This is a genomic window from Caulobacter sp. GW821-FHT10A06, assembly GCF_059415805.1.
On record NZ_JBWKNY010000003.1, the window covers coordinates 262,885 to 284,891 of the forward strand.

20 protein-coding genes and 3 pseudogenes are annotated in these 22,007 nt (G+C 63.2%); 12 read left to right on the forward strand and 11 right to left on the reverse strand.

Annotated elements, in window-relative coordinates:
- The first annotated feature begins 545 nt into the window (after positions 1 to 545).
- Positions 546 to 902: a hypothetical protein gene (locus AC07NF_RS09100; RefSeq protein ID WP_494632132.1), complete on the forward strand. Its 357-nt coding sequence runs from the start codon at positions 546 to 548 to the stop codon at positions 900 to 902.
- Positions 903 to 1,064: 162 nt separating this feature from the next.
- Here the strand turns inward: AC07NF_RS09100 and AC07NF_RS09105 are convergent.
- The 5 genes and pseudogenes from AC07NF_RS09105 to AC07NF_RS09125 all read right to left on the reverse strand — a co-directional run bounded on the left by AC07NF_RS09105 (position 1,065) and on the right by AC07NF_RS09125 (position 4,848).
- A pseudogene (locus AC07NF_RS09105) lies at positions 1,065 to 1,962 on the reverse strand (transposase).
- Positions 1,963 to 2,111: 149 nt separating this feature from the next.
- Positions 2,112 to 2,735: a glutathione S-transferase family protein gene (locus tag AC07NF_RS09110; protein ID WP_494632131.1), complete on the reverse strand. Its 624-nt coding sequence runs from the start codon at positions 2,733 to 2,735 to the stop codon at positions 2,112 to 2,114.
- Positions 2,732 to 3,202: an SRPBCC domain-containing protein gene (locus tag AC07NF_RS09115; protein WP_494632129.1), complete on the reverse strand. Its 471-nt coding sequence runs from the start codon at positions 3,200 to 3,202 to the stop codon at positions 2,732 to 2,734. Before AC07NF_RS09115 ends, AC07NF_RS09110 begins: the two co-directional genes overlap by 4 nt.
- Positions 3,202 to 3,546: an ArsR/SmtB family transcription factor gene (locus AC07NF_RS09120; RefSeq protein WP_494632128.1), complete on the reverse strand. Its 345-nt coding sequence runs from the start codon at positions 3,544 to 3,546 to the stop codon at positions 3,202 to 3,204. The genes AC07NF_RS09115 and AC07NF_RS09120 overlap by 1 nt, the downstream gene beginning before the upstream one ends.
- Before the next feature lie 846 nt (positions 3,547 to 4,392).
- Positions 4,393 to 4,848 (reverse strand): hypothetical protein, encoded by a 456-nt coding sequence (locus tag AC07NF_RS09125; RefSeq protein WP_494632153.1) that lies wholly within the window; start codon positions 4,846 to 4,848, stop codon positions 4,393 to 4,395.
- Here AC07NF_RS09125 and AC07NF_RS09130 point away from each other — a divergent pair.
- From AC07NF_RS09130 to AC07NF_RS09155, 6 genes and pseudogenes are all read left to right on the forward strand, one after another.
- Positions 4,808 to 5,165, forward strand: a pseudogene (locus AC07NF_RS09130) (SDR family oxidoreductase). The gene AC07NF_RS09125 and the pseudogene AC07NF_RS09130 overlap by 41 nt on opposite strands.
- A gap of 298 nt (positions 5,166 to 5,463) precedes the next feature.
- On the forward strand, positions 5,464 to 7,536 hold the full coding sequence (locus tag AC07NF_RS09135) for a TonB-dependent receptor domain-containing protein (protein ID WP_494632126.1): 2,073 nt from the start codon (positions 5,464 to 5,466) through the stop codon (positions 7,534 to 7,536).
- Between the two features lie 129 nt (positions 7,537 to 7,665).
- On the forward strand, positions 7,666 to 8,841 hold the full coding sequence (locus AC07NF_RS09140) for a radical SAM protein (protein ID WP_494632123.1): 1,176 nt from the start codon (positions 7,666 to 7,668) through the stop codon (positions 8,839 to 8,841).
- On the forward strand, positions 8,838 to 9,089 hold the full coding sequence (locus AC07NF_RS09145; protein ID WP_492814002.1) for a hypothetical protein: 252 nt from the start codon (positions 8,838 to 8,840) through the stop codon (positions 9,087 to 9,089). Before AC07NF_RS09140 ends, AC07NF_RS09145 begins: the two co-directional genes overlap by 4 nt.
- Before the next feature lie 10 nt (positions 9,090 to 9,099).
- Positions 9,100 to 9,342: a hypothetical protein gene (locus AC07NF_RS09150; RefSeq protein ID WP_492814004.1), complete on the forward strand. Its 243-nt coding sequence runs from the start codon at positions 9,100 to 9,102 to the stop codon at positions 9,340 to 9,342.
- A gap of 28 nt (positions 9,343 to 9,370) precedes the next feature.
- The gene (locus tag AC07NF_RS09155; protein ID WP_494632119.1) at positions 9,371 to 11,512 is read left to right on the forward strand and encodes a peptidase domain-containing ABC transporter; all 2,142 of its coding nucleotides are present in this window, start codon (positions 9,371 to 9,373) and stop codon (positions 11,510 to 11,512) included.
- A gap of 153 nt (positions 11,513 to 11,665) precedes the next feature.
- Here AC07NF_RS09155 and AC07NF_RS09160 read toward each other — a convergent pair whose 3' ends face one another.
- The 3 genes from AC07NF_RS09160 to AC07NF_RS09170 form a co-directional block, all read right to left on the reverse strand.
- Complete coding sequence (locus tag AC07NF_RS09160) at positions 11,666 to 12,283, reverse strand: DUF938 domain-containing protein (RefSeq protein WP_494632117.1); 618 nt, start codon at positions 12,281 to 12,283, stop codon at positions 11,666 to 11,668.
- A 415-nt stretch (positions 12,284 to 12,698) separates the two neighbouring features.
- A complete protein-coding gene (locus tag AC07NF_RS09165; protein ID WP_494632115.1) occupies positions 12,699 to 13,253 on the reverse strand; it encodes a hypothetical protein in 555 nt (184 codons plus the stop codon).
- Positions 13,254 to 13,317: 64 nt separating this feature from the next.
- On the reverse strand, positions 13,318 to 15,021 hold the full coding sequence (locus AC07NF_RS09170; RefSeq protein ID WP_494632110.1) for a hypothetical protein: 1,704 nt from the start codon (positions 15,019 to 15,021) through the stop codon (positions 13,318 to 13,320).
- Between the two features lie 105 nt (positions 15,022 to 15,126).
- Between AC07NF_RS09170 and AC07NF_RS09175 the strand changes: the two genes are divergently transcribed.
- The gene (locus tag AC07NF_RS09175) at positions 15,127 to 15,645 is read left to right on the forward strand and encodes a hypothetical protein (protein ID WP_494632109.1); all 519 of its coding nucleotides are present in this window, start codon (positions 15,127 to 15,129) and stop codon (positions 15,643 to 15,645) included.
- Positions 15,646 to 15,666: 21 nt separating this feature from the next.
- On the opposite strand, the gene AC07NF_RS09180 is transcribed toward AC07NF_RS09175, so the two are convergent.
- Entirely contained in the window at positions 15,667 to 16,863 is a 1,197-nt protein-coding gene (locus tag AC07NF_RS09180; protein WP_494632108.1) for a restriction endonuclease, read from the reverse strand.
- Positions 16,864 to 17,062: 199 nt separating this feature from the next.
- On the opposite strand from AC07NF_RS09180, the gene AC07NF_RS09185 reads away from it, so the two are divergent.
- Entirely contained in the window at positions 17,063 to 17,908 is an 846-nt protein-coding gene (locus tag AC07NF_RS09185) for a hypothetical protein (RefSeq protein WP_494632104.1), read from the forward strand.
- On the opposite strand, the gene AC07NF_RS09190 is transcribed toward AC07NF_RS09185, so the two are convergent.
- Complete coding sequence (locus AC07NF_RS09190) at positions 17,855 to 18,292, reverse strand: very short patch repair endonuclease (protein WP_494632101.1); 438 nt, start codon at positions 18,290 to 18,292, stop codon at positions 17,855 to 17,857. The genes AC07NF_RS09185 and AC07NF_RS09190 overlap by 54 nt on opposite strands.
- The gene (locus AC07NF_RS09195; protein ID WP_494632100.1) at positions 18,289 to 19,545 is read right to left on the reverse strand and encodes a DNA cytosine methyltransferase; all 1,257 of its coding nucleotides are present in this window, start codon (positions 19,543 to 19,545) and stop codon (positions 18,289 to 18,291) included. Before AC07NF_RS09195 ends, AC07NF_RS09190 begins: the two co-directional genes overlap by 4 nt.
- Positions 19,546 to 19,681: 136 nt before the next feature.
- Between AC07NF_RS09195 and AC07NF_RS09200 the strand changes: the two are divergent.
- The 3 genes and pseudogenes from AC07NF_RS09200 to AC07NF_RS09210 form a co-directional block, all read left to right on the forward strand.
- Positions 19,682 to 19,906 (forward strand): annotated as a pseudogene (locus AC07NF_RS09200) (Y-family DNA polymerase); the annotation flags it as partial.
- Between the two features lie 279 nt (positions 19,907 to 20,185).
- The gene (locus tag AC07NF_RS09205) at positions 20,186 to 20,605 is read left to right on the forward strand and encodes a GIY-YIG nuclease family protein (RefSeq protein WP_494632099.1); all 420 of its coding nucleotides are present in this window, start codon (positions 20,186 to 20,188) and stop codon (positions 20,603 to 20,605) included.
- 92 nt (positions 20,606 to 20,697) lie between these two features.
- Complete coding sequence (locus AC07NF_RS09210) at positions 20,698 to 21,858, forward strand: hypothetical protein (protein ID WP_494632095.1); 1,161 nt, start codon at positions 20,698 to 20,700, stop codon at positions 21,856 to 21,858.
- Positions 21,859 to 22,007: the final 149 nt, after the last annotated feature.

Consider the following 22,007-nt stretch of genomic DNA (forward strand, 5'->3'; position numbering starts at 1 on the left):
GTAACGCCCCCCCCCCCCCCCCCCCCCAACATGCCCCCCGATTACCGTGAACAGAACAGGAAGATGGAAGTCGTACCTCAACACCGACGTTCAGGAGATATCCACGATGCTCGCCTTCCAAGCTGGATGCTTGCGGCGAAAATCCTCGGCTAGGTCTTCCATGACTGGAAGTAGAGAGGCGCGCACTTGGTCCACAATCATTGCTTGCCTCATGAAAAAGCACCTTGTCGGCAAGATTGTAGGCGAAGCCGCAGGGCCCAAAAACCACCCTTCTCAGGCCCTCGGAAGGCGCTTTCTGGGTGCCGGCGAGCCCAGACGCTCAAGGGCAGTTGCTGTTGTCTCGGGCGCAAGCAGCGATCAACGGCCAATCCTGATAGAGCCGATAGATCGCAGGAGCGCGCCATATGAGGAAGGCGGCCAACGCGACTAAGACAACGCTCAAGGCGACGCGGGACCGCTGCTTCATAGCTATGCCCGCGTCTGGTTTCCACCCGTTGCAGTCCTTCCAACAGTCTGGTTCTAGGAGCGCTCAAGAGAGCGTCACGATGCCAAACCTGCCTATCGATACGAACTTCTACGTAACATCCGACGCCGATGGCGGCTTTCGGAATGGTGAGATCTTCCACATCGAACGGACCGTTCAGGGTGGGTCGCTAGCAACGCCGATCGCGCGCTACTTCACGACGAAGCCTAATATTGGGGCTGAAGGCTACCATCCACATTCGCGCATCGACTGCATCGTGCGTGACCACAAGCTGGCGCCAGCCGAGGACTGGCTCGCGCGGCGGCTAGTAGACTTGCTCCTGAAAGGCGCGGTGGTTACGGAGCCGTTGTGGGTGAGTTGGCATCGCGCAAAGGAACTCGGCGGCGAAGCACGAGGCGAGGTATTTGACTTCGACTGACCATTACGTCCGGCACCACCCTTAGCCCACAGACGAAAAGCAGCGTGAGTAGCCTCATACAGCTATTAGTGGAGTAGGTTCGAAATGTCCGCAACGGGTGGAGGCTGTGTGGAAACGCCTCTGGGCGTGTCGGGAGAAGGGGGCGGCGCGGAGCTTTCTTTCTCAGGCCCGCATCGCTGTGATGAGCGGTTGGGCGCCGACGACGGCGATGGCGCGCTTGAGATTGTAGGCCAGGACATGCAGGCTCATCTCGGCGGCCACGTTATCCATCCGCCGGGTCTTGAAGTGGGTGGCTCCCATCCAGGCCTTCAGGGTTCCGAAGACGTGCTCGACGGTCTGTCGTCGGATGCGCATAGCCTTGGGATGGCGGTCGAGCCTTCGCTGCATGGCCTCGATGACGGCCTCGTGTTCCCAGCGTGTGACGCGTCGCTCCTTGGCCGGGGTACACTGGGAATTCAGTGCGCAGCTCTTGCAGGCCGAGGGGTTCCAGTAGCGGCGCAGCGTTTGCCCGTTCTCCACGGTGGTCATGCGCTGGAGAGCGTCTCGCCCGCTGGGCAGCGATAGGTGTCCTCAGCGGGATCGTAGACAAAGTCCGGCTTGCCAAAGCGGCCACCGCCTTGAACCGGCTGCCGTCCACGGCCACCACACCGCCGGTCAGGAGGCCGATGTCCCGACAGACCGTCACGAAGGCGGCGCAGGCCGCCCGTAGCGCCTGGCCATTGTCGCGGCGGAAGTCGGCGATGGTCTTGAAGTCCGGGGCCAGCTTGCCCAGCAACCACATCAGCTCGGTGTTGCGCCCAGCTTCGCGCTCCAGCCGCCGGCTCGACTGCACTTGGTTCAGGTAGCCGTAGAGATAGAGCTTCAGCATCGCGCCGGGATGATAGCCGGGCCGCCCCGTCGTAGCCGCCCGCACCCGGTCAAAGCCGAGCGCTCCAAGATCCAACTCGTCCACGAACGCGTCGATCACCCGGACCGAGCTGTCTTCGCCGACGTAATCGTCCAGGCATTCCGGCAGCAGCGCCACCTGCCGACGATCCTCTCCCTCGATAAAGCGCGCCATCCCGCACCTCCGAAGCCTTATGCCTAAAGACTATGGTGCTTCGGGGTTTTCACACAGCCTCGGTGGAATGCGGACACTGGCACACGACCCAGCGCCAGACCAAGAATCCGAAGTGGACGAACGTCGCCAAAGCCTCGTGGCGGCAAAGCTCAGTGAACCGGAAAGGGTTCAGCCCAGCCGCGCAGTGCAGCCAGCCGGCTATACCAGGTCCGAACATTGCGGAATTCTTCGAACGGTATGTGAGCCGCGTCGGCGTAGGGTAAGGAAGCCCCTAGCGCGAAGTCCGCAACGGAAACCGACTCGCCCGTCACCCAATCGACCGTTGCCAGATGTTCGTCGAGAATTCGCGCCCCAGCTCGAAATGCCGCCTGAACCTCACAGACCCGCTGCGGGTCGGGTGCGCCGAGGCCGATGTTTGGTCCGACGAGATGTAGGAAATACAATTCTCCGCCATGGCGGCTGAATTGCTCTGAATCCCAGGTCATCCATCGGACTGCATCGGCTTGTCGCCTGTCATTGGGCCATAGGCTGGAGCCGGTCATCTGGGCCAGCCGGCACATGATGGCGTTTGATTCCCACAGAGTTCCGGACGCCTCAACCAGGACAGGCACTTTGCAATTCGGGTTCAAGCGCCTGAACGCCTCACTCCTGTGCTCTCCCTTCCCGAGATCGACCAGCACGTAGTCGACCGGAGCCTCCACGTGGCGAGCCAGAGCGCACGCCTTTCGAGGCGAGAGGGCGGGGAAGTAGTAGAGCCTGTTGGCGTGGTTCATGACCTACCTTCCTCGGCGTCGAGTTCGAGCTCCAGACGCGACAGCATCGCGCGCCAGCCATCCCGATGAAAAGCCGGCTGATCGCGGCCATCGAGATAGACGCCCTGCTCGCTGAGACTGAGTTGACAGCCTGACCCCTTGGGCTCGAACTGCACAGCGAGGACGCCGACGAACATCGTCTCTCCGCCCGTCGAAAGGGAGCCTGCCATGACGATGCGCCTGGCGGGCACGATGTCGTGATAGCGCATGCGATTGACCATGACGGGCCCGCCCGAAGGCCAGAATTCGACAACCTGCTCGCCGTTCACTTTGAAATCGAATTGCTTGACGGACGAGGACCACCCGTCGCCGGGAGACCCCCAGCGCAACAGGGCCACAGGCGTGCTCCAGGCCTCGAACACGGCTTCAGGCGGCAAGCTGTAAGCGTGTTCCAGCGCGAATTCACCGCGCTCTAGTAAGGGGCTCATCAGGCGCCTTCCTCTGATCTGGGGGAGGTTTCGTCGAGGTAGGCCTCGAGCTGTTGCAGCCGGCGGGTCCAGATGGCCCGACGTTGGCCCAGCCAGTCTTCGATCTGGCGCAGCCCCTCCGTCTCGACATGACATGTTCTGACGCGGCCAGCCTTCTGCGACCGGACAAGGCCACTCGATTCGAGCACCCGCAGATGCTGCATCAAGGTCGGGAGCGCGATCGAGAAGGGTGACTGCAGCTCACTGACAGTCGCCGGCCCCCGGCATAGCCGCTCGACGATGGCGCAGCGCGTCGGGTCGGCAAGCGCTGCAAACGTCCGAGGCAAAGGGGAAAGGTTAGCCATGCGACGAAGTAATATGACTCGACTCGATCGGCGTCAATTCATTTCGTAATTTACCTAAGTGTTCGAGGTCAGAACGTGTCCTCAGCTGACCGAAGCTAGGCGGACATCGAGCGCCTGAAAGCAGACCGCCCCAAGGTCCGCGATGGGTCGAAAGCCGACCTTCAGGCTTGGCCCGATGCGGCCGCCACGAGGGCCAGGTGTCGGCACTGACGCCAGCGTCCGCTCACGACCCGTTGCGGACCTTGAATTTATCGGGCAGCGTCGAGGTCAAATGCTTGCGAAGCTGCTGCAATTTGGTCGTCGTCCCAGCCTAGCGCAGCCGACCGAGGGGTTGGTCTATGTCAGCCATGCTGATCAGGGCCCTATGCAGCAGGCGTCAGACGGAGCGGTGATCAGCATCGCGGGCCGGGGTCCACCCTGGATCGTAGTCAACCATAACCCCGCCTCAGTCATTGTAGCCAAGTGGCCAGGACGTCTCTGGCGTGCGCAGATTTTAGACGCTGCCACTTCTCACGATCAGCGCGCGTTCGGAGGTGCTCCGCTCCCCCACGCTCGCTACACAAGAGCTGTGGCTGTGAAGATAGTTGGGGAAGAAAATCTCGGTCAGTTGTTCGGCCCCAAAGGAGAGGATGTACTCCAAGTCTTAGAGGCCGCGTCCAATTTGGTCAGGTCGCGCGCTGAATTGCTTACAACCGGTCGACATGCTGGCGCACCGGCGGCCTGTGACCGCCTATGGCGTGAATGGATGAAAGGCCAAGGCGTGTCTGGGGACTATCCCGAGCTCCTAGATGGCACCCTATCGCTAGGGACCTCTGGGTCCCCGATAAATGGCGGTCTGAGCGTGCTTCACTCGGTCGTCTTCGCCAGGGCTAAATACGTGTAGACCGTTGTGCCGAGCGCATTGGTGCTGGAGGTGTTCTTGCCGATGCCGGTCATCAGTTTGACGACATCGCCCTTCTTCACGTCCTGGTCCGGGAACCAATAGAAGTGTCGCAGGCGGTTCGAGACCTTGTGTTCCCCGGTATAGGTGGTGTCGGCTAGGCCGTGCTTGCAGACGTCGCAATCGGCCAGGACGTCGATGATGACGTATTCCTTAGTGGCGTCGCCGTGCTCGTGAACCGAGCGGATCTTCAGTTTCATGTCGTGCTCCCTGTTGTGAACGTCGCCGGCATGATGATCTACAAGCCGATCGCGCAGCTGACCGGCACAGACTGGCGTCGCCTTCTGGACGTCAATTTGCTGGGCGCGGCCTTCTTCACCGGTGAGGCGTTCCGGCGGATGGGGCCGGGGGGCGGTAGTCAATGTCGCCTCAATCCACGCTCGCCAGACCAGCCCCGACGTTGGTCCCTACGCGGCAGCCAAGGCGGCGATGCTTAGCCTCACGCGCACCGCCGCCATTGAAGGGCATCCGCGTCAACGCGGTCATGTCGGGCGCTATCGACATCGCGATGCTGTGGGCCAGCCCCAATCTGGCCAATGGCGCTGAAGTGCTGGAACCGGGTGATGTCGGCCAACCTGACGACGTGGCGGGACCTGTGCTGTTCCTGGCGTCGGACGACGCCCGCTTCGTTACCGGAACTGCGCTAGAAGTTGACGGCGGACGTATGGCCAAGCTGTGAGCCATGTCTAGATCGGTCCGGAAGAGCCGGGACGCGCATCCTGTTGCGTGGGCGGAAGGGCTCGAGGTGACACGATGCTGGATGATGTGGATTGCGGCAGTTGTGCAGATAAATCCAACTTGAAGTTGCTGACGCCAAATTTTCGTGTTTGGATTCTTGGGTCGGGCATTGGCTTACCCAGCTGACTGATTGTTTCGGCGCACTGCAGGTTGGACATTCGCGCCAGCCGACGTGCGTGCGCGAAGGCAGGTGGTCCCGGTCGTTTCAAATGTCGGGGCTCGTTGTGTCGTCGTTCTTGATGATCGCCTTCGTCGGAGGCACTGTCGGGCAGGCTGCCGCAACCGATCCGTCCCCCCCTTTGCCTCGGGCAGACAAGACGCCGGCGCCCGTCGAGGCCGTCATCGTCAACGCCCTGACCACCAACATCAGCACCCGCATCGATCGTCAGATCTATTCCCTGCGTGACGACCCGCAGTTGCAAGCGTCGCCACTGATCGACGTGCTCGCAAAACTGCCCTCCGTCACGCTGACCGCCAATGGCGAACTGACATTGCTCGGTGTTCCGGGCGTGACCGTGCTGGTGGATGGAAAGCCGGTTCCCGACGTCCGTAGCCTTCTGCGCAGCCCAGGCGGCTCGCGGATCGACCGCGTAGAGATCCTCACCAACCCGCCAGCGGAATTCGCTGCGGACGGTGTCGGTGGTGTCATCAACATCATAACCCACCACTCGTTCATCGACGGCCTGTCGGGAACCATCGACGCCAACGTCAATACCCTCGGTTCCTCGGACATCAGCCTGTCGCCGAACTGGAGCGCGGGGCGTTGGGCGGTGTCCGGTTCGGCCCGTTTGACAGCCGATCGTCCCGAGAGCCGCTCCATTCGAACGCGGGAGCTTTTGGGGGGCGGTCAGGGGGCGAGCGCTTCCATCCAACGCTCGAAAATGACGGCGAACTTCAGGGGGCGCGCGGTTCAGCCCCAGTTTGTCTTCAGCGCCAGCGATCAGGTCAAAGTGGCTTTCGGCGGCGAAAGCAGCCGATCGCGAGGGCGTCAGACGACCAATACCGAGGTCGACGCCGCGGACGCGTCCCTTTCCCGGCAGGAGCAGACGAAGCAGAAGACCCGGTTCGACATCGACAGCGCCAATCTCGGCTACGAGCGGGCAGGCCCGAAAGAGGACGAGCGGTTCACGACGGACCTGACCTGGTCTCGACTTGCCTCGGACACGGACTTGCTGATCACACAGCATTTCACGTCCCGTGAGGCTGCAACATCGATCACCAACCGAACCGCCAACGAAGACGCGGCGCTCAGCGCCAAATATGAGCGGCCGATCGGGCCGGACGCGAGCCTGTCGACGGGGATGGGGTTCGAGCACGCCGGAAGATCGGTGCGGCAATCCCTTACCGCGCTCGCGGGTGAGCCAATCGGAATGCCAGACTTTGAGGACATGTCAGGCTGGCGCAATGTGGCGTCCGCCTATGGGAGTGCGCAGGCGAAATTTGGAGCCTGGACGGTCCTTCCCGGTATTCGGTTTGAGCGTGAGACCTATACAGTCTCCACCGGTGGGCCGAGAGCCTCGGGCGGGCGCTCGGATATCTTTCCCAGCCTGTTCCTGCGCCGGGCGCTCGGCAAGGCCGTGAACCTCAACATCAGCTATTCGGCCCGTATCTCGCGTCCGGACATCACGGCGTTCGACCCGCAGATTGTCTATTCATCGGCGACACAGGCAAGCACCGGCAATCCCAATCTCAAGCCTGAGCAGATCGACTCCTTCGAAGCCAGGGTCGAGTACAAGAGGAACGGATCGGTCCTCAATATGACGTCCTATCGCCGCCTCTCGCGAAACGTGCTGGCCCAAGACTATCGCGTCCTCGACGGTGACGTGACGGTCTCGATGCCGGTCAATGCCGGCAAACAGGACAGCTGGGGCGTCGACCTGAACGTCCAGCGCCGGCTGTCATCGCGCGTAAAGGCGACAGTGGCGGGCAACGTCTACAATCGAACCCTCGACCAGGCAGGCTTTGGCCCTCTCGGGGACAATTGGTGGGGCTACGCCGGAAGTCTTCAGCTCGAATACAAGGCGCCACCGCGCAAGCAGCGGGACGGCGACACCTACCTCCTCACGGCCCGCTACGTCGGCCCCATCGAGACCCCGCAGACACGCTCGGACGGGTTCTTCAAGGTCGACGCGACGTGGCGCCATCCGCTCTCGGCCAAGGCGACTCTGGTCGTGACTGTCAGCGACCTGTTCGACAGTGTTCGCTACCGTAAGGTCATCGCGTCCGGCGTCGCCCGCGAGGAGGTTGAAAGCTGGAATCCGGCGCCGCTCCTGCGCATCGCTGTCAGCCGACAATTTGGGCGTGATGGCTAGTATTTGCGTCGCTCAACAAAAATGACAATTTCCGGTAGTTTAACGTTGTTGCGCACTCTAAAGTGGATTTAACCTCCAGCATCGTCCTTGAGCCGCTTCACGAGCCGCTCGGATGCCAAGGGGGATCACATGGATGTTCGCGAAGCTGCGGCTGTAGCGGGTTCGACCGATCCGGCTGCCTGGGGCGGCCAGTTTTCGCGGCAACGGATCGGCTCGACGATCACGCCGCGACTGCAGGAACTGATCTTGCTTCCGACCGAGAAGTGCAACTTCCGCTGCACCTATTGTTATGAGGACTTCGCGATCGGTCGCATGTCGGCGACAGTTCAGCGTAGCGTCGAGCTCTTTGTCGAGCGCCGGATCGCGGAGCTAGCGAAACTGCGCTTCAGCTGGTTCGGCGGTGAACCGCTGCTCGCCCGCGACGTGGTCACCAGATTGTCGCGACACGCTTTCGAGACCGCCAGGGCGCACGGCGTTGACTTCCAGGGTGGCCTGACGACGAACGCGTATCTGCTGACGTCCGAGCTGTTCGACGAGCTGCTGTCCTATCGGCAGAATTTCTACCAGATCACGTTGGACGGGTGGGGCGAGACCCACGATCAGGTCCGAAAACAGGCCAACGGACGCGGTTCCTTCGACCGCATCTGGAACAACATGATCGCGATGGCGAAGCACACAGGCGACTTCGAGGTTCTGATCCGGGTCCATCTGCGCCGGACGAACATCGACAGCGCCCGTCACCTCATGAAGGAAATCAGGGCGCAGTTCGGTGACGACAAGCGTTTCCGCGTGGACTTCGAGCATCTGCGCGACCTCGGCGGCGATGGCGGAAAGACGGTTATCGCGCCTCTGTCGATCGCCGAGACCAAACAGATCGGTGAAGAGCTCAGGGCGATCCTGCGCTCGGGTCACGACGAGGTCCGCCTGGCGCAGATCGACAATCTCGATGTCGCGGTTGCCCAGGGCAAGCAGTTCGGCGAATCCGCTGCAGGCCAGCGGTCGAGCGATGTCGATCTGGATGGACCCTATATCTGCTACGCGGCGAAGGCCAATTCGCTGCTCGTCCGCGCCGATGGGCGCGTCGGGAAATGCACCGTCGCCCTGAGCGACGATCGCAACACGATCGGCAGCCTACGCCCCGACGGCACGGTTCAGATCGATAACGCCAAGTTGCGTCCATGGCTGCGCGGGCTCGAGAGCCTCGAGGAGGCCGAACTTGGCTGTCCGCTCTTCAATCTCGGGCGCGCGATCCCGCCCGTCCCCAATGAAGGCCTCCCAAGGGAAAAGCAGGAGATGAAAGGATGAGTTCAGGTATCAAATTGACCGGGGTGACGCTCGACGCCGACGGGCGGATGGTGCTCGATGACGAGTTCCTGAAGGGGCTTGCCGACGACGTTATGTTCACGACTGCCGGCGGTGACGGCGAGCGCAACACGCAGTGCTCGAACTTCTCGTCCTGCAACAACTCCTCCAACAGCGGCGGCTGCACGAACTCCTCTGGCCAGTGCGGGGGATCCACCAACGGCTTCATGCAGTGCAGAGTCACGAACTAGGAGAACGCGCATGATCTCTCTTGATCGCCTCGAACTGGGCGAAGACGGACGCCTCGTCCTCGACGATGCCGAGCTGTCGACGCTCGCCATGGATGCTGATCTCACCATGGCTGGCGGAGACCTCAATCCCGCCAACTGCTCCAATAGCGGGTGCGCGGGTTCAACCAACAACAGCCAGTGCACCAATACGGGCGGCTGTGACGGCAGCAGCAACTACAAGTGTAACAATGGCGGCCACGTTACGCGGCCCTGACCTGACGACGTGAATGGGGCTTTGCATCTTGTTCGCCCGAGCGGCAGAAACGCTCCGCCAGTTTCGACGGCCTGCGGTCGAGCCGCAGACTGAGCCCGCGGACTGCGGCTATGTCTGCATAGCCGCGGTTTCCGCTCTCTACGGGCGGCCCGTCCGGGTCGCCCAAATCAAATCGCAGGTTGGCTGGACCAGCCGCGGGCTGACCCTGCGCCAGGTGCGTGATGCGCTGACCGCGCTTGGCATCCCTGCCCAGGCCATCGCATTCGATCCGAAATCACCGAGTGCCTACCCCGCACCGGGCATCGTGCTGCTCCAGCGCGGCCACTACGTCGTCACCAGGCGTGCTAGGGGTAAAGCTGTTGAGGTTTTCGATCCGCGCTTCGGCTGGACCTGGATCCCACTGAAGCGGCTGGCCCGGGAGGCCAACGGTCTCGGCGTTCTCACGCAGAAACCCTTGGCCCCGCCCGTGCCGAGGAACGCAGACGCTGCGCCAAAGGCGCGGCAGCTCCTTGCCTATTTCAAGCACTATCTGGGTGCGCTCGGTGCGTGGGCGATCTCCTTTGCTTGTCTCGCGCAACTGCTGGCCTTGGGCCTGCCGCTGGTCAGCAAGCTGGCGATCGATAACCTCGTGCGCCTCCCGGGGCACTCGCCATCGACATTCATCATCGCTGCGTTCTCGATGATCGCGGTGGTCGGAGCGATCACGAACTTCGCCGGATCGACGCTCAACGGCATCGTGAAGCGAAAGGCGCTCAATTCCTTCAGCCGGTCGATGTTCGACAACTTCGCGGCCAAGCCATTCGAATGGTTCAATGCTGTCAGGCCGGCCACGGTCCAGGCCCAGATTTCCGCGGTGGAGAGTCAGCTCTCCTTCGCCGGTGAGGTTTTCAAGGCCGCCGGTACGACGGCCATCAGCATCGTCGTGGGCGTTGTCGTCCTTTTCAACATATCCCCATGGCTCGCGGCGCCCGGCTTCATCGGTTTGTCGCTGTCGATCATGATCGAGCTCGCGTTCAATCGCACCCAATCATCGCACTTGGCCGCCTCATTCGAGGCGTCGCAAGCGCGGCAGACTTTCAACCTCGAAGTCCTCGCGCAAATGCCGATGCTGGCGCGGTTCGGCTCCCTCGCGCGAGGGCGGACGCGCTACGCCATTGCGGTGTCGCGCATCGCGGAAGTCGAGTTCAAGCTCGAGAAAATCCGCAACATCCGCGATCTTGCCGAGACGTTCATCAAATCCGCGGAGACCCTGGCCTTTGTCTCGGTCGCGGCTTTGTTCGTAGCCTCGGACGGACGCGCGCTCGGTTCGTTTGTCGCTCTAGCCGCCTACAAGGATCTATTGTCCCAGGCCATCGCCGCCCTTTTCCAGCTCAGGCAACGCTATCGGGCCATGGAGATTGAACGGCTCGTGACGGAGGACTTTCAGCCGCAATTGAAGTTCGTACCGCCGCCGCCGCGGACGATCGAGCGCGGGATCGTCGATGTTCAAGACGTATCGTTCCGCTATGGCGCGCTGGATAATGAAGTCCTGTCCAACGTCACGCTCCATGTTGCGGCGGGAGAGTGCTTAGTCATCAAGGGCGGTTCCGGCTGCGGGAAATCCACCCTGGTCAAGCTCGTCTGCGGCTTGCTTGAGCCGACATCGGGGCAGGTACTGGTCGACGGACGTCGGCCAGAGCATCCTATGGCTGGATTTGCCACGGTTTTGCAGAGCGACCGATTGTTGCCCGGAAGCCTTCGAGACAATGTCGCCGTGTTCCGGCGCGGTATTGCCGATGGGCGAATCTACGAGGCGCTGCGGCTCGCGGATTTCGACGACTTCGTGCGTAATCTGCCGATGCGGCTGAACACCCAGGTCGGAGAGGGTCTAAGCGGTCTTTCGGGCGGCCAGCGGCAAAGGATATTGCTGGCGCGGGCGCTACTGGATGAGCCCCGACTGATCATCCTGGACGAAGCGACCGCGAACCTGGATGTCGGTTCGGAGCGGAAGATCATCCAGGCCATCAAGGCGAGCGGAGCGACGCTGATCATCGTGTCTCACCGGCCCGAGATCTGGAAGTTGGGTGACCGCGTCATCGATTTCGTAGCGGGACGTTTCCAGTCCGTGGACCATCATGAGCCGACGCCGCAAGAGACATCCAGCGAACCGGCGCTTAGGGCTGCGGTTTAGCGAGCCCCCCGGCTCAAACGCCTCGCGCTAGCCGGCGATAAGGGAGCCCGTCTAATCGGCAAGCCGGAGCTTTGCGCTTCACAACCTACAAGCGCCAGGAACGGACCCTCGCTCGCCTCCGAGAACCGGACCTTGGCCGAGCGTGCCGAGCGGCTAAGTCTTTCGGAACACGAGCACCAAGTTGTTAGCGGGCATGGCGAGACGTTCGGATAGGCCAAGGCCATGGGTAGCCGCCAAGGCGACCAGATGATCCAGATGGCGAATTCCCCACTCGAGATTGCGCCGTCTCAGGCTCTGATCGAACTCGAGGTTGCTGGGCGCTGTCGGCGTGTTGTTCTCGATGAAGGGGCCGTAAAGGAACAGGCCGCCGCCTGTAGGCAGGACACGCGCAGCGCCCGTCATCAGGCCGGCCGTGGCCGTCCACGGCGAGATATGGATCATGTTGATGGCGAGGACAGCGTCGGCTCGTGCAACGGGCCAGGTGTCAGGTTCCGACGCATCCAGCACCAGTGGACACAGAAGGTTGGCCAGGCCGGCATGCTCTCGCCAGGCGGCTATGCTATCCAGAGCGCCGGGATCAGCATCGGTTGGCTGGTATCGCAGCCTAGGCAGCGCTGCGGCGAAGTGAACTGCGTGCTCGCCAGCGCCCGCCGCAACCTCCAGCACCAGACCGTTTGCCGGCAGGCGCGTCCGGAGGACCTCCAGAATGGGATCGCGATTTCGGGCCGTCGAGGGTGACGCACGGGCGGCGGGAGACAGGGGATCGGACATGCCGACAATCTGAAGGCTTCGGCGGCTCGGCGCCAGGTTGCGCCGCTCCAGATTCACGGGCGAGAGTAGACCAGAATCGACAATTGGTTTCGGTGGCGATCTAGGCGGGGCGCGCCTCGACATCGAGAAGTAGAGCCTCAAACTTGTAGTCAACGGAAAGGTGTTTTCTTTTCAATCCGCTGCGGGTCCTAAAAGCTGGATAATTGCAAACCGGATAAGCAGTGAACGGGCAGGCGCTACTCGGCTCGGATACTGCACCGGCGCCGCCGGCTCGCCCCCGACAGAGACCCTCTTCACGATAGAGGCACAACGGGCCGGCTCCGCCGACGCCCGGTCGATCCAGGTACCGTTCTTGTCGAAGCCAGGCGCTAGGCGCATCCGACAAATCGAAAGAGGGCACCTTTGCTCGCCTCGACTAAAGCTCCCCTGGGAAAGGGCGGATATTCACGGGATCCTCGCCAGCGTCCAGCCGCGCGAGAGCGATCTGGCAAGCGGCGAACACCTTCGCGGGGTCCTTTCGAAGGATGAAGGGCACGACCTTCCCGTTTCGGATCCCCTTGAAGTGGTCACCAATCTGCTCCCAGCTGACTTCGGGGTCTGGCGCGAAGTTCAGTGGACCCGAGCTTGGATGAGGCGTGATGCACCCCATGCCTCCGGGCGTCGTGACGACCGAATGAAAGTAGAAGCGATCGCCACGCCGCCACCACCCCGACACGCGCTTGGACGCTCCCGTCGGGTCCATGTCTTCGTACGCAGCGGCATTGGCGTGACATTGCTGCGGGATCATTCGCATGAGCGCGAGCTCGCTACGAGACGCGCGCGGGATGTTCCGGAACGACAGAGTTTCGACCACCGCCAGGAGCTCCACCTCCTCTGGCGTGGGCGGGCTCATCAGACGCTCCATCTCCAGCCGAAAGGCGCTCTCGTTTCCTGCTCGAAGCGCTGCGCGCCTCGCCTTGGCTTCGCCCATGGCCACCTCCCCCGTTCGGATAACGATCGCCCTGCCAGGCGGCTGGATCAATCGCCAATTGGGATCAGCTGGGATCGATGGTCGCCGCGAGAACCACTAGCGTCGACGCTGCTCTTTGAAGAAGGCGCCGCCCTTGCTTGAGGGGCGTGGCGTCAGGATCGATGCCAACCTTGGCGAGAGCTTCCGTCCAGGCCGAAGACGGAAGATGCGCGTCAGCGAGACGCAGGTCGTAGACGCCGAACAAGGTCGAGAGGAGATTGTGCGCGACCTTGGCCGGAATCAGCGTCGCCAGAGCCTGCTCCAGCGACTTCAGCGAGCCACGCCGCTCGCCTTTGCTCAACGGAACGACCTTCCACAGAAAGTCGGTATCGAGCCGATCGGCCGTCAGCCGCGCAACGTCCTTCGCCAGGCTCAGGAGACCGGCCTGATCGAGCGCGCGATACCGATGAACCTTAGCCAGGATCTGGTCGGTATCGTCGTGTCGACGAAATGCGGCCCGCCCCCAACGCGCGACACAAGCTGCATCGAGAGCTTCGAGCCCGTAGGCGAACCTCGCTTCGGGCGCGGGAAGGTCGTCCCCCATGCCGAGCGTCAGACCCTGGGGCAATCCGCCGTCCGGAGTGACGTTGAAGCCGCGCCAGATCGCCTGCTCCCACGGGGCCAACCTCGCAACGTCGCGCGCATAGACCACGACCCTGTCGCGCACGTTGTCGCCGAACGGGACCTCGTAGGATCCGGCCAGCTTGACGACCCCCGTCTCTTCGCCGACCCAACCGATCAACGCGCCTCGTCTGGAAAGCAGCTCCGGAATGACCCCTGGCGAGAACCATAGCCAGCGACCGATATCTTCGTCGTTCAGCACGGACGCCGGCATGGTCGCGCCCGACGGGTCGACGACGAACGAGATCGACGACGACGGCGGATCCCCTTTGACCCGCGGACTATTTGCGCCGGGTTCGAACCATTCGCGCCGTTCGAACCAGGTGTCGACGATCTGACCTTGGGGTCCCGGTTCTTCGATCACCTCTTCCTCGAACTCCACGTTCTCATCGTCGGGCGCGCCCAGGACAGGAAGCTCGTCGTCGGCCCATCGATCGGTTCGCGAGAGCCGATAGACATGGAACTTGTTGCCAGCGGTCCAGGTGCTGCGGTGAAGCTGCACACCATCGACATCCACTTCGCTTTTCTTGCCCCAGCCGAAAGGGTCGAGCTCCGTCAGCGAACCCCGACGGTGCCGCGTTTGGCAGATGTGCAGCACCATGGACCTGGCGGCCAGATAGTCCTTCAAGAACTCCGGCTTGATGAAAAGGCCGTGGGGGGCACCTTCGTCGTTGCGCCGAAGCTGGACGACCTCGCAGTAACCTTCTTCCGGCCGGACCCAAACGTCGCCTTCCTGCTTCAGGCCCAGGGCGAACACCAGATCGGGGTGCAGCGTCCAAACCTCCGGATCCCCGGTCACGAAGGTCTGGACGAGCGCCAGGCGAACCGCTGCGATCTCCTCGTGCACGACCGTGTCGATAGACCTGTAGGGCTCTAGTTCGGGATCGATGCGATGCTCACCGAAGAAGGCGCCGGGCGTCAGCGCTTCGACGACCGGTCTGTCGGTCAGGCGGATCGCAGCGGTCTGCACGTCGTGACAGTCGGACCAGAATCCCACCTGCGGATATTGGCTATGACGCCGTTCCTCGGCGACGTGCAACGGCACCCATACGCCGGCCGCCAGTTTGGCCCGCGTCGTGTCCCGCATTTCGAACCAGGTCTCGTCCATGCCTGCACGTTAGCGTCACGGCGCCGCTTCTGCCCATCGCCACTTGGCACCCTGAGGTCGGAGGATCGCCGTTTACGAGATCGGCGCACTGGTCCATCTGAGGCCATGCTCGATCTCACAGGCAGCCACGGCGATTGGCCGGCCGATCTCAAACCACGCGGGGACGGATTCGACCGAGAGTCTTTCGAGCTCTGGTGGGAACGGTGCGAGGCGCTCCTACCCGGTATCCAACTGCGCGCTGCAGAGCAGTGGATCCATCGCCACTGGAGCCTGTCGGACTACTACGGACTACCGCTTGAAGGCCTCGCCTCCCGAGTCGAGCGCTGGCCGGCCGAAAAGATTCTGGCCGACGTGCACTTCCCCTATGCGCTTCATCCGCGGTGGAACTACGAGAACCTGAAAGGATCGCCCACCGGCAAACCCATGCGCGAGCAAGGGACTTGGGACTACCCGCTTCTCGTCCTGTCGACGCCACAGGGCTTCGAACTGCGCACTGGCGCACACCCTGATCGTCGCTTCTGCCTGATCGAAGGCCATCAGAGGTACCGCTTTCTCCATGCCATGCACGAGCGGGGCGAAACCCGCGGGGAGCATCAGATCATCGTCCTCGAATATCGGGGCTGACGCTCTTAGGCCTGGCCCCGCTCAGGCCTGCGAGGCATCGCCCGAAAGCGGATAGGCCTCGGCCAGCCAGGTGCGCACCGCCCCCGGCGTATTGAGCGCCTTCTTCTCGATCAACAGTACGGCGAGATCACCACCAGCACAGACGACGATGGGATGACCGTCCTCGACGATCTCCTTGTAGGGCTGGTCGCCGAGGTAACTCGTCGTCACCAGAATGCCGAACTGCCGATGGCGCAGCCGGCTGATCAGCCGTGACATCACCTCGACGCCGAGGCCGGCGGTGGGCTTGTAGCACTTGGCCTCCATCGCAAACTCGACGGTGACGCAGTTCTGTGGCTGGCCGATCCGGTAGTGGCCGACCGCGTCACGCCCGCCGTCCCGACTGGGCCGCGAGACGTCGATCGAAACGACGTTTGGATCCATCAGCCGCACGATGTCGGCGGCGAAATGCTCGAAGGCATGGGGCGCGGGCGCGAAGTGGGCGTGAACGGCCTCGGCGATCGCCTTGCGGGTGTCGTCGCCAAACTGTTGGGCCTTGGTCCGCGTCCGGCTGACACGCTCGGCCCTGAGCGCCTTGGCCTTGCCGGTCTTCACCCATTGGCGCCAGACCGCCGGACACGAGGGGCCGAGCAGGACGCCCTGCTGCAGTTCGTCGAGCCAGGCACGCGGCACGACGTCGAGGTTCAGGACCGTGAAGATCGCCTTGTAGTTCTGGAACCTCTGACCATCGACCAGCTTCCAGACAGCCACCAGGTCACTCGACAGGTCGAGATGGGCAGCGCCCGGGACGGCGAGCCCCTTGAAGACGGCGTCGCGGCCCTCGCCCTTCGCGAAGACCAGGAACGGCGGCGCGAGCGCCCGCTCGGCCTCGCTGCCGTGGGCCAGCTCGAAGGCGCGGCGAAGGATCTGGTTGCCGCCGCGCCCTGACCGCCGATCATGCAGCTCGTAGCCGGGCTTTCGGTTGTCGCCGTAGTAGGTGAAGAGGCCGGTCTCCTCGTCCAGGCCGTCCGGCCAGTCTGCCTCGGCCATGGTGCTGTAGAGCACGACGAGCTTGGGCGCGGCGTTGGGCCCGCAGTAGCGGAAGCCGCCTTGATTACCGGTGCCGGTGAGGCGCGCCAGAGGTTCGCCCGCAACGTGCTTGATGGCCCGATCGCTTTCGTAGGTCGCGTCGATGACGAGGTCGGCAGCGGCAAGGTCTGGGAAGGCGTAGCGCTTCATCGGCAAAGCTTAGCCTTGGCGCCGTCGTCCCCGCCAGCGGCAACGGCGCGTCGACGTGACATCGTTCGGCGTCCGGTGGCGGACCGATCCGCCGTCGATCCCGAAATCGGAGCGCTCTTCTTCGGCGCGTGCCGGCGAAGGGACTCGCCGTGCGGCCGCCCGAGCGCTACCAGAACTATCCACCGTCGGAGCGACTCGCATGTTCGGCCCGCAGATTCTCGTGCGTAGTCTTTCGGCTTCGACACGCAACGACCGCTACGGCAATGCCTGGCAGTACCATTCGCGCAGCGACCACCATTCGAAAGTCGCCTGCTGGGGCATCATGTTCGACCTGCTGCGGGCGAGCCCCCTGCTGCGCCGCCACGTCTCCGAGGGCCGCGTGGGGTTCGGCATCAATCACGAGATGCGCGACTTCGTGCACGATCGGAAGAAGAACCTCGACGTCGTTCTTTGCACGCCGGCCGGCGGCGCGGCGCCCGCCGGACCGACCCTGGGCGATCTGATCAAGTCCTACGACATCCTGCTCTCGCCCGAAGAAGCCGCCCTCTTCGCCCAATTGCCGGCGCTGCACCGCACGCCCGTCGGCGCGGTGCTGATGGCGCTGGAAGCCAAGGCGGCGATGACCGCCCATCAGCGCGCCCTGCCGCGGCTCTACGACGAGCTCAACTCGTCCCACCTGACCGTGCACGGCGCCACCGACCAGGCCATCGCCGCGGGCTTCGTGATGATCAACGCGTCCGAGACCTATCTCAGCCCCGATCTCAACAAGAAGAACCGCGCTGCCGATCCCGAGTGGAGCCGGCACACCCTGCCCAAGGACGCTCAGATCACCGTCGACAAGGTCCGTCAGCTGCCCAAGCGCTCGAAGACCGGCGACACCGGCTACGACGCCTTGGCCATCGTACTGGTCGACTTCGTCAACGACGGCAGAGCTGTCAGCCTGGTGACGACGCCGCCTGCGCCGCCGGCCGGCGACATCTACCACTACGATTCAATGGTCGACCGGCTGGCGCACATCTACGCCACGCGCTTCAAGGACCTTTGAGAGACGCGCCTGGGCCTGCGGGGCCTCGCACTCCCAGATCACCACCACTTTGAATCCCATGGCGCGCAAGGCTAGGATGGCCTTGGCGTCGCGACGCCGATTGGCGGCGAACTTCTCGGTCCAGAAGTCGGGGTTGCTCTTGGGCGCCGTCGCGCGCGGGCAGCCGGTATGGCGATGCCAGAAGCAGCCGTGGACGAAGATCGCCCAACGTCGTGACTTGTTGGCGAAGTCGGGCTTGCCCGGCAGGCCGCGGACGTCCTTGCGGTAGCCGAGCCCCAAGGCTCTCAGCGCGGTGGCGACCTGACGCTCGGGCTTGGTGTCGCGGCGGGCCTGTCTGGCGAGCCTGGCGCCGTGCGGCGAGCCGCTCGGAGCCTTGCGGCTCACTCGGCCGCGATCCGGGCGTAGTCCTGCGCCACGACCTCGAGGTGGGCGCGGATGCGATCCTGAAAACCCGACACGAAGCGCAAGGAGCTACGCTCGGTGCGTTCGAGGAAGCCGCGGGTGGCGCGGATCGAAAGCGGCTTGCCGGGATAGCGCAGGAAGTCGGTCAGCGCCGGGCGTTCCAGCCAGACCGGAAAGGCGCCGATCTCGACGGCGTGACGTTCGGCGCCGTCGAACCGCGCGGCCGGCGGCCACGAGCCCGAAGCGCGCAGCGGCCGATCGCGCGCGACGTCGTAGCGGCCTGGGACCTTCAGCTTCTCGCCGAGCCACCCCGCCACCGGCGTAGAGACGGCGTTGCCGACCAAGGACCAGCGCAGCGACGCGCGCCCGACGTCTTCGGCCGGCAGGGTCCAGTCTTCGTCGAAGCCCTGCAGGCGTTCGGCGTCACGGATGTCGGGCGTGACCACCTGGCCGTCGGGCATCAGGATGGCCGGCGGCGAAGGGATGCCGATCGTCGAGCCGTTCTTCAGGGTCGGCACGGCGTCCGGCGCCCAGCCGAGCCCTCGTAGACCCTCGGTCCAGTAGAAGCCGTGAGCCTGCACGTCGAGCGAGGTCGAGGTCGGCGGCGGCTCCACGTCGTCTACGAGGACCACGTCGGCCGGATCAGCGTCGGTCTTGGTCGCCACGAAGAGCACGCGGTTGCGGCGTTGGGGAAGGAAGGCCAGGGTGTTGACGACGCGATAAGCCCAGCGATAGCCCCGCGCCTCGAATTCCTCGACCAGGAAACGCATGCCGCGGCCCTGATCCAAGGCCAGCATGAACGAGACGTTCTCCAGCACTACCCACGGCACGGGGCGCGCGTCGATCAGCCGGAAGATCTGGTCGACGAGGCCCGAGCGCTTGCCGCCGATACCGGCGGTGCGGCCCGCCTGGCTGAGGTCCTGGCAAGGAAAGCCGCCGACCAGAACCTCGACCTCGTCCGGAAGACTTTCGAGCTCCCGGACGTCCTTGGCGCAGGGTATGTCGGGAAAGCGGTCGGCCAGGACGGCCCGGGCGGGTTCCCAGATTTCGCAGAACATCGAAGTCTCGTGCCCGGCTCTCGCCAGGCCGACTTCGAGCCCTCCGACTCCGGCAAAAAGCCCGGCGATCTTCAAACCAACACTCCTGACGTACGACCGTCGCGAATCTCGAAATCGAGGATCGCCGACAAACCTCCGACCGAGAAGGTCTCCTGGCTGTTCTTGCAGCGTTCGCATGGCGTTCGGCAATATCTTCGTCGCCGAAATCTGTCCCCGAACGTCCTTTCCCGAACTTCATGCGACCGGAAATGTCGCACGATCGCACGGAATGAAGGTTCACGTTACGTTCGACATCTGCTAAACGTTGGGCGACATGGAGACGCCGCGCAAGATCATTCACATCGACATGGACGCCTTCTTCGCGTCCATCGAGCAGCGTGACGATCCGAGCCTGCGCGGCAGGCCCGTCGCGGTCGGCTCGCCGGCCGCGCGCGGGGTCATCGCCGCCGCCAGCTACGAGGCCCGCAAGTTCGGGGTACGCTCGGCCATGCCGTCGTCCACGGCGCTGCGCAAATGCCCCGAGCTGGTGTTCGCCCCCTTCTGGGCACGACCAGTCTAGACATAAACCAGCCCCCGGGCGGTCGAGGTGGAGAGCAACCTCGATGCGACAGGTCGCCGAGCAACGATCTTCGAACGCAGAGCATAGTTGTTTCTGAATATATATCTTCGAATAATTGGTCGATTTCTGGTCAGCTGCTCAAACTCTATCTTCGGCTTTCGGCACCCAGCCGCGCTGAGCATAGATGGCCGAGCGTCACATCGGCCGGGTCGGAGAGTTGCTCGACAATGGGCCAGTCCGACACGCGGAGAGATTTGTATGGGTGCTGCGACGCTGAACAGCTACGGCTTCGAGCCTCTGGCCACCGTGAAGATCGTGGGCGACAGCTTTCTTGTCGAGGTCACGAACGAGGATTTGGCGAGCTTGACCCTGTGCCTCTACGCCTTCGTCGTCGGCGACGAAATCGTCCGTATCGGGTCGAGCAAAGCGCCGCTAGCTACCCGAATGCGCAGCTGGCAGCGGGACGTTTCCGGTGCGCTTGCCGGTAAGCGCACGTCCACGCCGACCACCGAAGCCGAGGTCTGGCGAGCGCTGCTCTCCGATCGAGAAGGCAGCGTCTATGCCCGACAGGGCACGGAGGTCACCACCCAGGTCGGCACCTTCAACGCTTACATGGCCGAGGAGAGCTTCTTGATCGGCCTACACCGACCAAGACAGAACCGAAGCATGCATCGCTGATCGGCGAAGCTCCCTGAGCAGCGACGCCGAGCACCGTCTGATCAGCTCCACGTTTCTCACGCGCCTTCGCTACCGCCCGAACCGGGAAGACCATGGTCAAGCCGAAATTCCACCGTCGAAGCCCCAAGCTGACCACGGTGCGCTATGACGAGATCGCCTTCGATCCCGACTTCAAGCACGATCCGATATTCCAAAAACTGTTCATGAACGCGCAGCTGGGAAAGACCTGCGTGTCGATGACCCGCGTTCGGGCCGATCTCGTGACGAGCGGCTTTTACGTTCGGGAGAGCGGCATCACCGTTCACTCGTCCCATGTCAAAGACGGGGATCTCGACTTCTTCAGAGATATCATCCGCCAAGGCGATCGGCCCGCCCTGCACCTCTATTGGAGCCCTCTCTGCGACAAGGAGAGCAAACTCGTCTGCCCCGACAACGAGATCGTACTCGCCGCTTACAGATCCCTCGGCATCACCTACGTCCCCGCCTTCATCTACGACCCTGCGGAGGTTCGCCGAGACGAAGGCGCTCTTTGGACCCGCAACGTGTCGAACGTCTGGTCCTATGTCCGCGCACTAGCCCCTCAGGTCGGCGCCTACCTTGCCAACGGGCGCGCTGACGATCTGCCCGCATCGGAAGCTCTGGCTATGCTCGTCGACGACTGCGCCCGAACCCGCGCAGCCGTTCGCGACTTTCACCTCGAGAGAAAGGACAGCGTGCACTATCACCAGATGCTGCATGCACGGCTTTTGCGGCACGAGCGGGCTCTACGGACTATAGACGAACTCCTGTCGACCGGGCGGGTCGAACACGCCTGCGCACTGGTCCGAATGGTCTACGAGGCCTTTCTCGGCTTCTACGTCGACTGGCTGTCGCCGTCGTTCGTCGGGCCGCGGCTACAGGCCGTTTCTCACGTCGGGCCTCGAAAAAATCCCTTCGCCGCCAACATAGATCCCGAAACCGAGAAAGAGATTTCCAAGGGGCTCGGCGGTTTCGAACGGCTGCTGACCTCGGTCGTCGAGAAGGCGCGAATCTCGGCGCTGGGCGGGCGCTTTTACGACGCGGTCTATCCCGAGCTCTCCCGGTTCGCGCACCAGGCTTACGGCGTCCTCGAAGACGAGGCTCTCGATTTCGAAGACGACACGCCGCCGGACGACGAACTCGCCCGCTATCTGCTGATCTGGCTCAACGTCATCACGACGGCGCTGGTGTTCCGCGTCTCCAATGAGGTCGGCCATGGGCGGCGCTCGACATAGGCACAGACTTCGTCGTGACCCCGTATGTATGGGTCACGTCAATGGTCGGGTTGCCGTTCATCTCTGACGAAGCTGCCCCTGGCGCCAACCTCGAAGCTTGGCTAATCGCTAGGGGGAACTCTGACTCCACTAAACTTTTGGCTGCGAGG

Excerpts from the sequence above, each read along its gene's own strand:
- AC07NF_RS09120 (WP_494632128.1), bottom strand. The coding sequence starts at position 3,546 with ATGGCTAACCTTTCCCCTTTGCCTCGGACGTTTGCAGCGCTTGCCGAC.
- AC07NF_RS09170 (WP_494632110.1), bottom strand. The coding sequence starts at position 15,021 with ATGGACGAGACCTGGTTCGAAATGCGGGACACGACGCGGGCCAAACTG.
- AC07NF_RS09135 (WP_494632126.1), top strand. The coding sequence starts at position 5,464 with ATGATCGCCTTCGTCGGAGGCACTGTCGGGCAGGCTGCCGCAACCGAT.
- AC07NF_RS09145 (WP_492814002.1), top strand. The coding sequence starts at position 8,838 with ATGAGTTCAGGTATCAAATTGACCGGGGTGACGCTCGACGCCGACGGG.
- AC07NF_RS09115 (WP_494632129.1), bottom strand. The coding sequence starts at position 3,202 with ATGAGCCCCTTACTAGAGCGCGGTGAATTCGCGCTGGAACACGCTTAC.
- AC07NF_RS09165 (WP_494632115.1), bottom strand. The coding sequence starts at position 13,253 with ATGGGCGAAGCCAAGGCGAGGCGCGCAGCGCTTCGAGCAGGAAACGAG.
- AC07NF_RS09210 (WP_494632095.1), top strand. The coding sequence starts at position 20,698 with ATGGTCAAGCCGAAATTCCACCGTCGAAGCCCCAAGCTGACCACGGTG.
- AC07NF_RS09205 (WP_494632099.1), top strand. The coding sequence starts at position 20,186 with ATGGGTGCTGCGACGCTGAACAGCTACGGCTTCGAGCCTCTGGCCACC.
- AC07NF_RS09195 (WP_494632100.1), bottom strand. The coding sequence starts at position 19,545 with ATGCGAACGCTGCAAGAACAGCCAGGAGACCTTCTCGGTCGGAGGTTT.
- AC07NF_RS09110 (WP_494632131.1), bottom strand. The coding sequence starts at position 2,735 with ATGAACCACGCCAACAGGCTCTACTACTTCCCCGCCCTCTCGCCTCGA.
- AC07NF_RS09175 (WP_494632109.1), top strand. The coding sequence starts at position 15,127 with ATGCTCGATCTCACAGGCAGCCACGGCGATTGGCCGGCCGATCTCAAA.
- AC07NF_RS09160 (WP_494632117.1), bottom strand. The coding sequence starts at position 12,283 with ATGTCCGATCCCCTGTCTCCCGCCGCCCGTGCGTCACCCTCGACGGCC.
- AC07NF_RS09140 (WP_494632123.1), top strand. The coding sequence starts at position 7,666 with ATGGATGTTCGCGAAGCTGCGGCTGTAGCGGGTTCGACCGATCCGGCT.
- AC07NF_RS09150 (WP_492814004.1), top strand. The coding sequence starts at position 9,100 with ATGATCTCTCTTGATCGCCTCGAACTGGGCGAAGACGGACGCCTCGTC.
- AC07NF_RS09180 (WP_494632108.1), bottom strand. The coding sequence starts at position 16,863 with ATGAAGCGCTACGCCTTCCCAGACCTTGCCGCTGCCGACCTCGTCATC.
- AC07NF_RS09185 (WP_494632104.1), top strand. The coding sequence starts at position 17,063 with ATGTTCGGCCCGCAGATTCTCGTGCGTAGTCTTTCGGCTTCGACACGC.
- AC07NF_RS09100 (WP_494632132.1), top strand. The coding sequence starts at position 546 with ATGCCAAACCTGCCTATCGATACGAACTTCTACGTAACATCCGACGCC.